Raw genomic sequence first — 13,567 nt, forward strand, 5'->3', positions numbered from 1 at the left:
CTCACCCGAAGGAGAAGTTGCTCTTGTCAGTCACCTGAGCGAGGTCCGCAAGTGCATCGCGGTGGATGCCTGCCTTGATTCCCGCCAAGTTCTTGCCGTGAGTCGACGTCAGTGCCGACGCCTTGGCCACTGCTGCCGCGAGCACTCCGTCGCCGTCGACCGTTTCCTGCACGATGCCGGCAGCCAGCGCGTCGGCGCCGCCGAATCGACGCCCCGTCGTCATCGCGTCGACCGCCGTCTGCTTGGGCAGACGACTGTTCAGCAATGCAGACATCCCGACTGTGAACGGCATGTTCAGTCCGACCTCGGGAAGGCAGTAGAAGCCGCGGTCTGCGCGCATGATCTGGAAATCGTGCGAGGACGCGAGCATGGCGCCGGCGCCGAATGCGTGCCCCTGCACGGCCGCGACCGTGGCCATCGGGAAGGTCAGCAGCCGGCTGTAGATGGTGTGGACCTTGTCCAGGTAACCGGGAAGACCGTCGAGATTGCCGAAGATCCACGTCGTGTCCAGGCCGTTCGTGTAGAACTTGCCCGTCGCCGTGGTCACCAGGGCTGCCGGCCCCTCGTGCGCTTCGACCTCGTCCAGCTTGCTGTGAACAGCGTCGATCCACTCGGGGCCGAAGCGGTTCTCGTTGTCCGTTTCGCCCTCGTTGCCGAGGTACAGGATGAATACGTCGCCGTCGCGTTCGAGATAAGGCATGGATGGGAGAGTAACGCCCGCCAACTCACCCGGCGAACCGACCCGACTCCTCAGTAGGGTTGCTCACATGGGAACGATCGCCGAGGCCGCCGCCGCTGCTCTGTCCGCCATGACGGGTTCTTCGTCACCGTCAGTCGCCATCGTGCTCGGGTCGGGGTGGACCGACGCCGCAGACGTGTTCGGCGACGCCGGTGCGGACGTGACGGCTGAAGTCTCGATGGCCGATCTGCCTGGCTTCGCCCCGCCGTCGGCGCTCGGGCACGCGGGCACCATTCGTTCGGTGCGCGTCGGGAATACCGAAGTCCTGCTGCTGCTCGGGCGCGCGCATGCGTACGAGGGCCACGATCTCGGCACCGTCGTCCACCCGGTCCGGACGGCCATCGCTGCCGGCGCCGACACCGTCATCCTCACCAACGCGGCCGGCGGTATTGCTGAAAACTACGCCGTCGGCCAACCGGTGCTGATCAGTGACCACCTGAACCTGACGGCCCGGTCCCCGCTCGTCGGCGCGGAGTTCGTCGACCTGGTCGACGCCTACTCGCCGGAACTGCGCGCGCTGGCTCGCTCGATCGACCCGGACCTTGCCGAGGGTGTTTACGCCGGGCTTCCCGGTCCGCACTACGAGACTCCGGCCGAGATTCGAATGCTTCGTACACTCGGCGCCGATCTGGTCGGCATGTCGACGGTGCACGAGACCATTGCGGCCCGCGCGCTCGGCGCCCGCGTTCTCGGCATCTCGATGGTCACCAACCTGGCCGCCGGAATCACTGGTGCCCCGCTGGACCATCAGGAGGTGCTGGCGGCAGGCAAAGCGTCGGCAGCCCGGATGGGAGTGCTGTTGCGTCAACTGGTCGAGCAACTGTGACACCTACCCACGTCACCGAGTGGATCGACGCCGATCCGGACCCAGTCACCCGCGCAGAACTGACAGCCCTTTCGGAACATGAACTGGCCGAACGCTTTTCCTCGCCACTGGCGTTCGGCACCGCTGGGCTTCGAGGGCCGGTGCGCGGCGGCCCCAACGGCATGAACCTCGCGGTCGTCATCCGGACCACGGCCGGACTGGCGGCCTGGCTGACAGCTCGCTGCCAGGGCGGCTCCCGCATTGTCGTCGGCCGCGACGCTCGGCGCGGTTCCGAGGAATTTGCTCTCGCCGCCGCTGAAGTCATGGCGGGAGCCGGGTTCGAGGTGACCCTGCTCCCCCGTCCATTGCCGACACCGCTGGTGGCGTTTGCGGTGCGCAGGCTCGGGGCAGCGGCGGGTATCCAGATCACCGCCTCCCACAATCCTGCTGCCGACAACGGCTACAAGGTGTACCTCTCGGGTGGGGCGCAACTCGTCTCCCCCGCCGATCGTGAAATCGAGAGCGAGATCGCCCGCATCGGTGGCGCCGCCGACGTCCCTCGAATGCCGGTGTTTCCCGTCGACGATTCCCTGGTCGAGGAGTACATCGCGCGCATCGCGACCCTCCCGCACGGCGACGCCCGCTCGATCCGGATTGCGCTCACGGCAATGCACGGCGTCGGCGGCGAGACCGCGATATCAGCTCTGCGAGCAGCAGGGTTCGCGGATCTGCACGTCGTGGCGGAGCAGTTCGATCCCGACCCCACGTTTCCGACCGTCGAGTTTCCCAATCCCGAAGAGCCCGGCGCTGCAGACCGTCTGCTCGCACTCGCCCGATGTGTCGACGCGGATCTGGCGATCGCACTCGACCCGGATGCCGACCGCTGCGCCGTCGGAGTTCGCGACGGTGATCAGTGGCGCATGTTGCGCGGCGACGAAACCGGGATCGTCCTGGCCGACCACGTGCTGAGCACCGCGCCCGAAGATTCGTTGGTGGCGACGACGATCGTCTCCTCGACTCTGCTCTCGAAGTTGGCGAAAGCCCGCGGAGCCAGGTTTGCGCAGACACTCACCGGGTTCAAGTGGCTCACGCGCGCCGGCGACGGTCTGGTCTATGCCTACGAGGAGGCGATCGGGCACTGCGTCGATCCGGATGTGGTGCGAGACAAGGACGGCATCTCGGCTGCCGTACTGGTGGCCGATCTGGCTGCCACCCTCGCGGGCAGCAACAGAACCCTCTTGGATGTTCTCGACGACTACGCCGTCGAATTCGGACTGCATCGCGGGGACCAAGTATCCCGCCGCGTCGAGGGCTCGAGCGACATCACCGAAATGATGAAACGGTTACGCGCCGATCCGCCCGGCCAGCTCGCGGGAGAGCCGGTGACCGCCAAAGACTTGTCCCTGGTTCGCGGCGGTATGCGCACCGACGCAGTGATATTCGACGGACCGTCGATCCGCGTGGTTGTGCGACCGTCCGGCACCGAGCCCAAGCTCAAGTGCTACCTCGAAGTCGTGGTCCCGGTGGCGGACCGCAGCGATCTCGCGAACGCGCGCGGGCAGGCGAAGGCTCGGCTGGCCGAACTCCGAGCCTTCGCCCTCTCGCTCTAGCGGGGTCCGAACTGCCGATCGCCGGCGTCACCGAGACCCGGGACGATGAAAGCGTTCTCGTCGAGTCCGTCGTCGATGCTCGCGATGACCAGACGTACCGGGTGTCCGGAGGCTGCCAGCGCGTCGACGCCGGCCGGAGCAGCTACGACGCACACTGCCGTGACATCGGTCGCGCCACGCGCAACCAGCAAGTCGATGGTGTGCACCATCGAACCACCGGTCGCGAGCATCGGATCGAGCACGAATACCGGGATACCGGACAGATCGGCGGGCAGGGATTCGAGGTACGGAACCGGCTGATGTGTCTCTTCGTCACGGGCCATTCCGACAAAGCCAACGCCGGCCGACGGGATCAGTGCACTGGCTTGTTCGACCATGCCAAGACCCGCGCGCAGCACCGGCACCAGCAAAGGCGGCTTCGCGAGCCGGATGCCCGTCGTCGCTGCTACCGGGGTGTCGACCGGGAACTCCTCTACCTCCGCGTCACGCATGGCCTCGTAGACCAGCATGTGCGTGAGCCTGCGAAGTGCGGAACGAAACGTCGCGTTCTCACTGCGTGCATCACGCATTGTCGTCAAGAGGGCCGCCGCGAGCGGATGGTCGACTACGTGCGTTTGCATGACCATCAGAATAGTTCCTCGGGAACCGAAGCACCCCGCGCGGCGTCCAAGAAGGAGTAAGTGCAACGGGGGGAAGACAAGTTGACAAATCTGGATCTACACACCGAAAGCATCGCGGAGTTCGCCGCGCGGTTGGGCACGGTGGCAGACAACGTCGCGCAAGCTCGACAGGACGCGGCCGGCGGCGATCACACCGCTCTGTCCGCTGTGCTGGGGCTGATCGGCGGAGACTTCGTTCGCGTCGCGGGCCGAGCACAACAAGCGCATGTCGACGACATCGATCGACTGTCCGCCGTGATCGTGGGCGTCCAGTCCGCCACCCTTGACGCCCACGCCGCCTATCTCGACTCCGAGGAATCCGTCCGAACGGCTCTCGTCGAAGCCGCACGCTCATGATCGACGTCGACGCTCTCGCTCGGCCGATCATCGATCTGGTCGACGTCGTGGGGACCGGTGTCGCCGACCCGGGCGGACCCGACGTCGGAATCCGCATCGCTTCGGACGCCCTCGAGATCGCGTACCGATTGGGAAGCGTCGCACTGAGCGAACTGGCGTCCACCCAGAGTTCGTCGAATGCCCTCACCGCCGCGGTGACCAAAACCGAGCAGACGCAGACGTCGACGCGAAACCTCGCCGATCGTGGGAGCAACATCGCCGGTGTCGTGGACGAAGCCACAACGTCCGTGTCCGCGGGAATGACCGAACTCGGTGAGATTCTTCAGTCCTTTCTGGCGCTCGCCGTCAAGGCCGGGCCGACGCTCGCGACGCCGATGGGGCAATTGATGTTGCTGTCGGCCGCGTTGGAGCACCTCGGGCGGGCGGTCTCGGTAGTCGAGCGGGTACGCGGTGAACTGGCCGGGTCGACCGACAAGATGTCCGCGCTGATCCCACCCGTCCCGATACCGGAACCCGCGCCAGGCGCCTCGGGTTCGGCCGGCACCTCCGGTTCCTCAGGTGGTTCGGGTTCCGCTGGTGGTTCCGCTTCCGCAGGCGGTGTAGAGGTTGAACTCCCCGACGGCTCGATCGCCACCGCACCGAACGCCGAGGCCGCTGCCGCCGTACGCAACGCGCTCACTCAACAGGGAGTCCCGTACGCCTGGGGAGGCACGACACCCGGAGTCGGTCTGGACTGCAGCGGGTTGACGCAGTGGGCGTACGGCCAAGCCGGAGTCGATATTCCGCGGTTGGCCCAGGAACAAGGAATCGGGAACCAGGTCGATCAGAACAATCTGATGCCGGGCGACCTCGCGGTCTGGGACGGACACGTCGCCATGGTGATCGGCAACGGTCAGATGGTCGAAGCTGGTGACCCAGTCGAGGTCAGTTCCATCCGAACCACGAACAGCGGCATGGGCTTTCACGGCTTCTACCGCCCGACCGAATGACAGGAAACATGTCCGAGAACCTGCGGGAATCGCCGCCGATCATCACAGCCGTCGCCGTCAACCGCGCCGGAACCATCGCGGTCCGTGCCACGGAGCATGCTGTCCCCGTGGACCTGCGGATCAGCCAGGGCGAACTGCGGTACGGCGGCGCACGGTTGGCGCAGCAGATACTCGCTCTGTCCTCGAAGGCTGCAATCGAAGCCGGTGTCCGCCATCGTGTGGAGCTCGAGCAGACCGGCGTGCCGGCGGCGATCCTCGATCGACTCGGTCTCGCGACGCGAGACGAACTGGCTGATGTCGACGCCACAGAGGACCAGAGCCTGCCGTCGAGCTGGATGCGTTCGATATGAACGAGATGGATCGAATCATGGAGCTGGCGAAACACCGGACCGGGCTGTTGCAGGACGCCGTCGACGGGGTCACCGCTCTGCGGGCGGTCGTCTCGAGTGAAGGTGGGATAGTCACAGCGACTGTCGACGGGCTGGGCGCTCTGGTCGACTTGCGGATCACCGATGCGATCACCGCCATGGATTCGCGCACGGTAGCCGCACTGACGGTGGCAACCATTCACCAGGCAGTTCAGCAGTCCAATGATGAACGAGAACGGCTGGTGGGTGAGCTCCGCGTGTCGCTGAAACAAACGTGACCAACCCCCGCTATGCCTTTCGCTCTGCGGTGGATAGGCTTCCGCCCATGGCTGGAGACATCGTCCCTATCGAAATCGGACTCACCGACGGAGACCTCGTCACTTTGTGGGCACCCCGCTGGCGCGAGGGCGACGACGAGTGGGAAGCGTTTCTCGGCCATGAGGAAGACCTCTACGGGTTCTCCTCCGTCGCGGAACTCGCGGCATTCATCCGCACCGACTCGGACAACGACCTGGTCGAGCATCCGGCGTGGGCTGTCGTCTCCGGACTGTCGGCAGCCGAGCTCGAGCCGGAAGAGAACTTCACCTTCGACTTCGTCGGCGTGCCCGAGTTGGCCGCAGGTGACCCTGAGGCACTGGTGGTCTCGGAACTCGAAGACACCCTGAACATGGCTCGCAACATCGGTGAGGTGTGCGAACTCGACGCGGTCATCCGCTTCTTCAGCGGCCATCCGGTACTCGGCGCGCTGGCCACCGGCGCCGGCACCTTCGAAGGTCGCGAAGGACTGGAGCTGTGGGATCAGGTCGGTGCCGCAATCGTCAAGGACTGGGACGCCGTTCTCGACGCCATCGACAAGGTGGTCACCTCCCCGAAGGTCGACGCTGCCGCCGTCGCGGTCGCGGAAGCTGAACTGCTCGCTGCTGCCGAGAACACCGTCGACGCCGACGATGTCGCCGAGGAGGGCGAGGACGAGGAATTCGACGAGGACGACCTCGACGTGGACGAAGACGAAGTCGAGACCTTCTGGGGCGAGGTCGGCGTCGATCCGATCCGCATCATCACCTCGGCCGAGACTTTCTACACTCTGCGCTGCTACATGGGAGATCAGGCGATCTTCCTCGGCAAGGACGGACTGATCACCGTCTTCCGTAGCGAGCGCGCACTCGCTCGTTATCTCGCGGACAACCACGAACACGATCTCTCGCAGGTCAGCACGTACGGCGAGATTCAGAATGCTGCCGTCGACGGTTCACTCGAAATCGAAGTCACGGACGAGAACGTCTACGTTCTGCCCGGCATCGCCGACGACCTCGCGCAGGGCCCGGACGTGGTCGACGCCGAGCAGTTGGAGCTTGCCGTCGAATTGTTCACCGATGCAGCAGATTTCGCCGACGACGACTCCACCGAGGAAGTTCTGTCCGCGTCGAACGAGCTGGGTTGGTACGTCTCCTACCTTCTCAATCCCGATCCCTCCCGGATGGCTCCGAGTGCGCCGTTCACCAAGGAATCCGAGGCCTGGCGTGAACTCGAGCGTGAGTTCGAGGCCCGGTTGCGACCTGAGTAGTCGGTGCGCGTCATCTAGCCGATGAGCACGGCGTAACCCGGCTTGATGACGTCGTCGATCAACGCGAGGCGCTCGTCGAACGGGATGAAGGCCGACTTCATCGCGTTGATGGTGAAGCGTTCCAGATCGGTCCAGCCGTAACCGAAGGTCTCGACCAACGCCGCCATTTCCCGGCTCATGCTGGTGTCGCTCATCAGCCTGTTGTCGGTGTTGACGGTCACGCGGAAGCGCAAGTCCGCCAACAGTCCGAACGGATGGTCCGCCAGGGCGGCTACGGCTCCGGTCTGTACGTTCGAACTCGGGCACAGTTCCAGGGGAATGCGCATGTCACGGACGTAGTTTGCGAGCCGACCCAACTCTGCCCGACCGTGGCCGCCTACCTCGATGTCGTCGACGATCCGCACGCCATGTCCCAACCGGTCCGCTCCGCAGAACGCGATCGCTTCGTGGATCGACGGCAATCCGAAGGCCTCACCCGCGTGGATCGTGAAGTGAGCGTTCGCATCACGCATGTATTCGAAAGCGTCGAGATGCCGGCTCGGTGGGTTCCCGGCCTCGGCGCCGGCGATGTCGAACCCGACCACTCCGCGATCCCGGAATCGCACCGCGAGTTCGGCGATCTCCCGCGACCGGGCGGCATGCCTCATCGCTGTCAGGAGACACCCGATTCGGATCTCCCGTCCCGCGACCCTGGCAGCGGATTCGCCGGCCCGGAAGCCCTCGAGCACGTGCTCGACGACCTCGTCCAAACTCAGGCCCTGTTCCAGGTGCTGCTCGGGCGCAAAACGGATTTCGGCATAGACGACGTTGTCGTCGGCCAGATCCTCGGCGCACTCACGTGCCACCCGCGCAAGCCCTTCCGGGGTCTGCATCACGGCGACTGTGTGCGCGAACGTTTCGAGGTAGAGCTCGAGTGAACCGCTGTCAGCGGCAGTTCGGAACCATTGTGCCAGTTCGGATGCCGAAGTCGCCGGCAGCTCGTCGTAGCCACACTGCTCGGCCAGTTCGAGAACGGTCTCGGGTCGGAGTCCTCCGTCGAGATGGTCGTGGAGAAGAACTTTGGGTGCGCTGCGGATCGTGGTCAACTCCGGTGCGTTCATTCGCCAACGCTAACGCGAATCACCCACAATTCGCTCGATGAGCAGCGGCCGCGAAACGGTGTCGGATTCGGTCCCGATGGACCAGCCACCACCGAGGCTTCGACGCGCTGCGTCAAATCTCTCGGGAGTGTCCGTGTGCAAAGTCATCAGCTTCTGCCCGGCGCGGACCACTTCGCCCGGCTTTGCGTGCATCTCGATGCCGGCACCGGCCTGCACGGCTTCACCCTGCCGTTCGCGTCCGGCTCCGAGTTTCCAGGCTGCGACGCCCACCGCCATGGCGTCGAGTCGAGTCAGCACGCCGTCTCGGTCCGCGGTGACGACGTCGCTGTGCCGGGCCACCGGCAGTGCTGCGTGCGGGTCCCCACCTTGTGCGCCGATCATCGCGCGCCACCGGTCCATGGCCGTGCCGTCGGCAAGTTTGTCTGCCGGGTCGATACCGTCGATCCCGGCCGCGGACAGCATTTCCCGAGCCAGGACAAGGGTCAGCTCGACGACGTCCGACGGACCCCCGCCGGCCAGCACCTCGACGGATTCTCGTACTTCGAGAGCGTTGCCGGCCGTCAGTCCCAGTGGAGTGTCCATCCCGGTGATGAGGGCGCTAGTGCGCACACCGGCGTCGTTGCCCAATTCGACCATCGTGCGAGCCAGCTCGCGTGCGTCGCCGAGGTCCTTCATGAACGCTCCGGAACCGACTTTGACGTCGAGCACCAGGGCGCCGGTCCCCTCGGCGATCTTCTTGCTCATGATCGAACTTGCGATCAGCGGAATGGATTCCACCGTTCCGGTCACGTCGCGCAGCGCGTAGAGCTTCTTGTCGGCCGGGGCCAGGTTCGCTCCGGCAGCGCAGATCACGGCACCGATTTTCGGGTCCGAAAGAATGTCGACCATCTCCGCCGCTGTGAGCTCGGCGCGCCAACCCGGAATGGCCTCGAGCTTGTCGAGTGTTCCACCGGTGTGGCCCAGTCCGCGTCCCGACAACTGCGGGACTGCAAGACCGCACGCAGCGACGAGGGGCGCGAGCGGAAGGGTGATCTTGTCCCCCACTCCACCGGTCGAATGCTTGTCGACGGTGGGCAGCGGCAAGTCCGAAAAGTCCATCCTCCCGCCGGATTCGATCATCGCCTCGGTCCATCGACCGGTCTCCGCCCGCGACATTCCGCGGAAATAGATCGCCATCGCGAGCGCCGACATCTGTTCGTCGCCGACGACACCCTGCGTGAACGCCTGAACTACCCAGTCGATCTCGGTCCCCGACAATTCGCGGCCGTCACGCTTGGCGCCGATGATGGAAACTGCGTCAAACATGGCGGAGCCCCTCTGCTTGTTCCGGCCCGAAAGCATCGGGCAACAGCTCGCTCAGCGGCCTGAAGCCACTGCTGGTGTCGACAAGCATCTCACCCCCGCCATGCTCGAGAAGAAGCTGTCTACACCTGCCGCAGGGCATCAGAATCGAGCCCTTCGCGTCGCAGCATGTGAAGGCCACCAGCCGCCCACCCCCGGTGGCGGCCAAGTTACCGACGAGTCCACATTCGGCACACAGGCTCAAACCGTATGAGACATTTTCCACATTGCATCCTGAGACGATTCGACCATCGTCTACCAGGGCCGCTGCACCCACCGCATACCCCGAGTACGGCGCATAGGCCTGCCGCATGACCACTTGCGCGTTGTGCCGCAACAACTTCCAGTCGATGTCACCCATGGTTCGTTATCCAATCACGCTGACTGAATGGATGCAGAAACCACGCCGTAACCGTCTCCCGAAGATTGGAAAGGCAAACCTTACAAAGAGTTTGGTACGCGTACGAATCCCGCATCTGATTAGTTCCCGGTTTCACATAGGTTTAGAGTCTGAGTCAAGTCGGTTCAGGATCCCGTCGAGCCCGGGCTGAGGTACATCGAAGCTCTCTGCAGGCTCGACGCGTCCACCAATGACGTTGGAGGCACAGCACTCGATGAGTACTACGACTGAAGCCGCTCCTCAGAAGGAGCGCACGAGGTCGCTTTACCGGGGCGACCCCGGAATGTGGTCCTGGGTTCTACACCGGATCACAGGCGTCGCTACTTTCTTCTTCCTATTCGTACACGTTCTCGATACGGCACTCGTTCGGGTCAATCCCGATACGTACGACGCCGTCATCGACACGTACAAGAACCCCCTCGTCGGCCTCATGGAGATCGGCCTCGTCGGCGTAGTCCTCTACCACGCCCTCAACGGCGTGCGCGTGATGTTGGTGGACTTCTGGTCGAAGGGCCCGAAGTACCAGCGCGTCATGCTCTGGACCATTCTGACGATCTGGTTCCTGGTGATGATCCCAGGCGCCGGACGCATCCTCATCAACATGTTTGCGGAGCACTGACATGGCGACTACTCACGGACCCGAAGCCAAGAGCCTGGGCACCTCATACGACCGTCCCGCAAGCCTGGACAACCCGCGGTCCCCGCGTGCGAAGGCTCGGAACAACTTCGAGTTGTACGCATGGCTGTTCATGCGCTTCTCCGGCGTCGCCCTGATCGTTCTGGTCCTGGGCCACATGTTCATCATGCTGATGCTCGACGGTGGCGTTCACCGTCTGAACTTCGCATTCGTCGCAGGTCGCTGGTCCAGCCCGTTCTGGCAGTTCTGGGACCTGACGATGCTGTGGCTGGCACAGCTGCACGGCGGCAACGGCCTGCGCACGGTCATCGCGGACTACTCCCGCAAGGACTCCACGCGCTTCTGGCTGACCACGATCCTCGTTCTCTCGATGATCCTGATCATGGGCCTGGGCACGTACGTCATCTTCACCTTCGACCCCAATATCTCGGCGAGCTAGGGGAGCACAGACTTCATGCAGGAACATCGTTATGACGTGGTCATCGTCGGCGCCGGCGGCGCAGGCATGCGTGCGGCAATCGAAGCTGGCCCCCGTGCCCGCACGGCCGTACTGACCAAGCTCTACCCCACCCGCAGCCACACCGGCGCGGCCCAGGGCGGCATGTGTGCCGCACTGGCGAACGTGGAGGAAGACAACTGGGAGTGGCACACCTTCGACACCGTCAAGGGCGGCGACTACCTCGCCGACCAGGACGCCGTCGAGATCATGGCCAAAGAGGCCATCGACGCGGTGCTCGACCTCGAGAAGATGGGCCTGCCGTTCAACCGCACGCCCGAAGGCAAGATCGACCAGCGTCGATTCGGTGGACACACCCGTGACCACGGCAAGGCACCCGTCCGCCGTGCGTGTTACGCAGCCGACCGCACCGGTCACATGATCCTGCAGACGCTCTACCAGAACTGCGTCAAGCACGATGTCGAGTTCTTCAACGAGTTCTACGCGCTCGACATCGCCATCACCGAGACCGAAGACGGCCCGGTTGCCACCGGTGTCATCTGCTACGAGCTCTCGACCGGCGAGCTGCACATCTTCCACGCCAAGTCGATCATCTTCGCGACCGGCGGCTCGGGACGCATGTACAAGACGACGTCCAACGCGCACACCCTCACCGGTGACGGCATGGGCATCATCTTCCGCAAGGGCCTGCCCCTCGAGGACATGGAGTTCCACCAGTTCCACCCGACAGGACTCGCCGGTCTCGGCATCCTGATCTCGGAAGCTGTCCGTGGTGAAGGTGGCATTCTCCGAAATGCCGACGGTGAGCGCTTCATGGAGCGCTACGCCCCCACCATCAAGGACCTCGCTCCGCGTGACATCGTGGCTCGTTCGATGGTCCTCGAAGTTCTCGAAGGCCGCGGCGCCGGCCCGAACAAGGACTACGTCTACATCGACGTGACGCACATCCCCGAGGAAGTTCTCGACGAGAAGCTCCCCGACATCATGGAGTTCTCGCGCACCTACCTCGGCGTGGACCCCGTCAAGGAGCCCGTGCCCGTCTACCCGACGTGCCACTACGTCATGGGCGGTATCCCCACCAAGATCAACGGTGAGGTTCTGCGCAACAACGACGAGGTCGTCAAGGGCCTGTACGCCGCCGGCGAATGTGCCTGCGTCTCCGTGCACGGCGCAAACCGCCTCGGCACCAACTCGCTCCTCGACATCAACGTGTTCGGCCGCCGCGCCGGCATCGCTGCAGCCGAGTACGCGAACTCCACCGAGTTCGTCGACCTGCCGGAAACCCCGGCCGCGATGGTCGAAGACTGGGTCGGCGTCATCCTGTCCGATCACGGCCACGAGCGCGTTGCGGACATCCGCACCGAGCTGCAGCAGTCGATGGACAACAACGCCTCCGTCTTCCGCACCGAAGAGCGCCTCACCCAGGCACTCAAGGATGTGCGTGCTCTCAAGGAGCGCTACAACCACATCACGGTCCAGGACAAGGGCAAGCGCTACAACAGCGACCTGCTCGAGGCCATCGAGCTGGGCTTCCTCCTCGAAATGGCAGAGGTCACCGTCGTCGGTGCCCTCAACCGCAAGGAATCGCGCGGCGGCCACGCTCGCGAGGACTTCCCGGATCGCAACGACGCCGAGTACATGAAGCACACGATGGCGTACAAGGAGGGTGACGGCCTGCTCTCCGACATCCGTCTGGACTACAAGCCGGTGATCCAGACCCGCTACGAGCCGATGGAGCGTAAGTACTGATGTCTGCGCCTGCTGTAGATGCACCAAAACTCCCCGCTGTTCCCGAGGGGGCCGTCATGGTCACCCTCAAGATCGCGCGGATGAACCCCGAATCGGGCGAGGGCCAGCACTGGGACAGTTTCCAGGTTCCGGCACTGCCCACCGACCGTCTGCTCAACCTGCTGCTGTACGTGAAGGGCTACCTCGACGGCACCCTCACGTTCCGTCGCAGCTGCGCACACGGAGTCTGTGGATCGGACGCCATGCGGATCAACGGTGTGAACCGTCTGGCCTGCAAGCTGCTGATGAAGGACATGCTCCCCAAGGACGGCAAGCCTGTCACCATCACGGTCGAGCCCATCAAGGGCCTGCCCGTCGAGAAGGACCTGGTTGTCGACATGGAGCCCTTCTTCGACGCATTCCGCGCCGTGAAGCCGTTCCTCATCACCAGTGGCAACGAGCCCACTCGTGAGCGCATCCAGAGCCAGCACGACCGTGCTCGTTTCGACGACACCACCAAGTGCATCCTCTGCGCATGCTGCACCACGTCGTGCCCCGTGTACTGGAGCGACGGCAGCTACTTCGGTCCCGCTGCCATCGTGAACGCACACCGGTTCATCTTCGACAGCCGTGACGAGGCCGCTTCCGAGCGTCTCGACATCCTGAACGACAAGGACGGCGTGTGGCGTTGCCGCACCACGTTCAACTGCACCGACGCGTGCCCCCGCGGCATCCAGGTGACAAAGGCTATTCAGGAAGTCAAGCGAGCGCTGCTCTTCGCTCGATAGTTGGCCTTCGGCCTGTGCGCGGTTA

16 protein-coding genes are annotated in these 13,567 nt (G+C 64.3%); 11 read left to right on the top strand and 5 right to left on the bottom strand.

Annotated elements, in window-relative coordinates; translation table 11 throughout:
* Position 1: 1 nt before the first annotated feature.
* Entirely contained in the window at positions 2-700 is a 699-nt protein-coding gene (locus ACWF6P_RS13375) for an enoyl-CoA hydratase-related protein (protein WP_003940710.1), read from the bottom strand.
* Between the two features lie 67 nt (positions 701-767).
* Here ACWF6P_RS13375 and ACWF6P_RS13380 point away from each other — a divergent pair, with 67 nt between their 5' ends.
* On the top strand, positions 768-1,565 hold the full coding sequence (locus ACWF6P_RS13380; protein WP_452621301.1) for a purine-nucleoside phosphorylase: 798 nt from the start codon (positions 768-770) through the stop codon (positions 1,563-1,565).
* The gene (locus ACWF6P_RS13385) at positions 1,562-3,154 is read left to right on the top strand and encodes a phospho-sugar mutase (protein ID WP_452621302.1); all 1,593 of its coding nucleotides are present in this window, start codon (positions 1,562-1,564) and stop codon (positions 3,152-3,154) included. Before ACWF6P_RS13380 ends, ACWF6P_RS13385 begins: the two co-directional genes overlap by 4 nt.
* Here ACWF6P_RS13385 and upp read toward each other — a convergent pair.
* Positions 3,151-3,774, bottom strand: a complete 624-nt coding sequence (gene upp, locus ACWF6P_RS13390; protein ID WP_007727319.1) for a uracil phosphoribosyltransferase — start codon at positions 3,772-3,774, stop codon at positions 3,151-3,153. The genes ACWF6P_RS13385 and upp overlap by 4 nt on opposite strands.
* Before the next feature lie 60 nt (positions 3,775-3,834).
* On the opposite strand from upp, the gene ACWF6P_RS13395 reads away from it, so the two are divergent.
* Genes ACWF6P_RS13395 through ACWF6P_RS13415 form a run of 5 tightly spaced genes read left to right on the top strand, consistent with a single transcriptional unit; the run spans position 3,835 to position 7,091 of the window.
* Positions 3,835-4,170: a type VII secretion target gene (locus ACWF6P_RS13395; protein ID WP_452621303.1), complete on the top strand. Its 336-nt coding sequence runs from the start codon at positions 3,835-3,837 to the stop codon at positions 4,168-4,170.
* Complete coding sequence (locus ACWF6P_RS13400; RefSeq protein ID WP_452621304.1) at positions 4,167-5,159, top strand: C40 family peptidase; 993 nt, start codon at positions 4,167-4,169, stop codon at positions 5,157-5,159. The genes ACWF6P_RS13395 and ACWF6P_RS13400 overlap by 4 nt, the downstream gene beginning before the upstream one ends.
* A gap of 8 nt (positions 5,160-5,167) precedes the next feature.
* Complete coding sequence (locus ACWF6P_RS13405) at positions 5,168-5,509, top strand: hypothetical protein (RefSeq protein ID WP_378534215.1); 342 nt, start codon at positions 5,168-5,170, stop codon at positions 5,507-5,509.
* Between the two features lie 17 nt (positions 5,510-5,526).
* Positions 5,527-5,805: a YbaB/EbfC family nucleoid-associated protein gene (locus tag ACWF6P_RS13410; RefSeq protein WP_378534217.1), complete on the top strand. Its 279-nt coding sequence runs from the start codon at positions 5,527-5,529 to the stop codon at positions 5,803-5,805.
* Between the two features lie 47 nt (positions 5,806-5,852).
* On the top strand, positions 5,853-7,091 hold the full coding sequence (locus ACWF6P_RS13415) for a primosomal protein (RefSeq protein WP_452621305.1): 1,239 nt from the start codon (positions 5,853-5,855) through the stop codon (positions 7,089-7,091).
* Between the two features lie 14 nt (positions 7,092-7,105).
* Here ACWF6P_RS13415 and ACWF6P_RS13420 read toward each other — a convergent pair whose 3' ends face one another.
* The 3 genes from ACWF6P_RS13420 to ACWF6P_RS13430 are packed head-to-tail and all read right to left on the bottom strand — an operon-like array spanning position 7,106 to position 9,893.
* Entirely contained in the window at positions 7,106-8,191 is a 1,086-nt protein-coding gene (locus ACWF6P_RS13420; RefSeq protein ID WP_452621306.1) for an adenosine deaminase, read from the bottom strand.
* A 9-nt stretch (positions 8,192-8,200) separates the two neighbouring features.
* On the bottom strand, positions 8,201-9,496 hold the full coding sequence (locus ACWF6P_RS13425) for a thymidine phosphorylase (protein ID WP_378447695.1): 1,296 nt from the start codon (positions 9,494-9,496) through the stop codon (positions 8,201-8,203).
* A complete protein-coding gene (locus ACWF6P_RS13430; RefSeq protein ID WP_378447696.1) occupies positions 9,489-9,893 on the bottom strand; it encodes a cytidine deaminase in 405 nt (134 codons plus the stop codon). The genes ACWF6P_RS13425 and ACWF6P_RS13430 overlap by 8 nt, the downstream gene beginning before the upstream one ends.
* 253 nt (positions 9,894-10,146) lie before the next feature.
* On the opposite strand from ACWF6P_RS13430, the gene sdhC reads away from it, so the two are divergent.
* Genes sdhC through ACWF6P_RS13450 form a run of 4 tightly spaced genes read left to right on the top strand, consistent with a single transcriptional unit; the run spans position 10,147 to position 13,542 of the window.
* Entirely contained in the window at positions 10,147-10,551 is a 405-nt protein-coding gene (gene sdhC / locus ACWF6P_RS13435) for a succinate dehydrogenase, cytochrome b556 subunit (RefSeq protein WP_020969155.1), read from the top strand.
* 1 nt (position 10,552) lies between these two features.
* Positions 10,553-11,008 carry a succinate dehydrogenase hydrophobic membrane anchor subunit gene (locus tag ACWF6P_RS13440; protein WP_003940699.1) on the top strand — a complete coding sequence of 152 codons (456 nt, stop codon included), beginning with the start codon at positions 10,553-10,555 and terminating at the stop codon, positions 11,006-11,008.
* 15 nt (positions 11,009-11,023) lie between these two features.
* Positions 11,024-12,775, top strand: a complete 1,752-nt coding sequence (gene sdhA, locus ACWF6P_RS13445; protein ID WP_019747692.1) for a succinate dehydrogenase flavoprotein subunit — start codon at positions 11,024-11,026, stop codon at positions 12,773-12,775.
* Positions 12,775-13,542, top strand: a complete 768-nt coding sequence (locus tag ACWF6P_RS13450) for a succinate dehydrogenase iron-sulfur subunit (RefSeq protein ID WP_003940925.1) — start codon at positions 12,775-12,777, stop codon at positions 13,540-13,542. Before sdhA ends, ACWF6P_RS13450 begins: the two co-directional genes overlap by 1 nt.
* Positions 13,543-13,567: the final 25 nt, after the last annotated feature.

It is taken from the genome of Rhodococcus sp. NPDC055024, from assembly GCF_053608585.1.

Excerpts from the sequence above, each read along its gene's own strand:
- ACWF6P_RS13375 (WP_003940710.1), bottom strand. The coding sequence starts at position 700 with ATGCCTTATCTCGAACGCGACGGCGACGTATTCATCCTGTACCTCGGC.
- ACWF6P_RS13380 (WP_452621301.1), top strand. The coding sequence starts at position 768 with ATGGGAACGATCGCCGAGGCCGCCGCCGCTGCTCTGTCCGCCATGACG.
- upp (WP_007727319.1), bottom strand. The coding sequence starts at position 3,774 with ATGCAAACGCACGTAGTCGACCATCCGCTCGCGGCGGCCCTCTTGACG.
- ACWF6P_RS13400 (WP_452621304.1), top strand. The coding sequence starts at position 4,167 with ATGATCGACGTCGACGCTCTCGCTCGGCCGATCATCGATCTGGTCGAC.
- ACWF6P_RS13405 (WP_378534215.1), top strand. The coding sequence starts at position 5,168 with ATGTCCGAGAACCTGCGGGAATCGCCGCCGATCATCACAGCCGTCGCC.
- ACWF6P_RS13410 (WP_378534217.1), top strand. The coding sequence starts at position 5,527 with ATGGAGCTGGCGAAACACCGGACCGGGCTGTTGCAGGACGCCGTCGAC.
- ACWF6P_RS13415 (WP_452621305.1), top strand. The coding sequence starts at position 5,853 with ATGGCTGGAGACATCGTCCCTATCGAAATCGGACTCACCGACGGAGAC.
- ACWF6P_RS13420 (WP_452621306.1), bottom strand. The coding sequence starts at position 8,191 with ATGAACGCACCGGAGTTGACCACGATCCGCAGCGCACCCAAAGTTCTT.
- ACWF6P_RS13425 (WP_378447695.1), bottom strand. The coding sequence starts at position 9,496 with ATGTTTGACGCAGTTTCCATCATCGGCGCCAAGCGTGACGGCCGCGAA.
- ACWF6P_RS13430 (WP_378447696.1), bottom strand. The coding sequence starts at position 9,893 with ATGGGTGACATCGACTGGAAGTTGTTGCGGCACAACGCGCAAGTGGTC.
- sdhC (WP_020969155.1), top strand. The coding sequence starts at position 10,147 with ATGAGTACTACGACTGAAGCCGCTCCTCAGAAGGAGCGCACGAGGTCG.
- ACWF6P_RS13440 (WP_003940699.1), top strand. The coding sequence starts at position 10,553 with ATGGCGACTACTCACGGACCCGAAGCCAAGAGCCTGGGCACCTCATAC.
- sdhA (WP_019747692.1), top strand. The coding sequence starts at position 11,024 with ATGCAGGAACATCGTTATGACGTGGTCATCGTCGGCGCCGGCGGCGCA.
- ACWF6P_RS13450 (WP_003940925.1), top strand. The coding sequence starts at position 12,775 with ATGTCTGCGCCTGCTGTAGATGCACCAAAACTCCCCGCTGTTCCCGAG.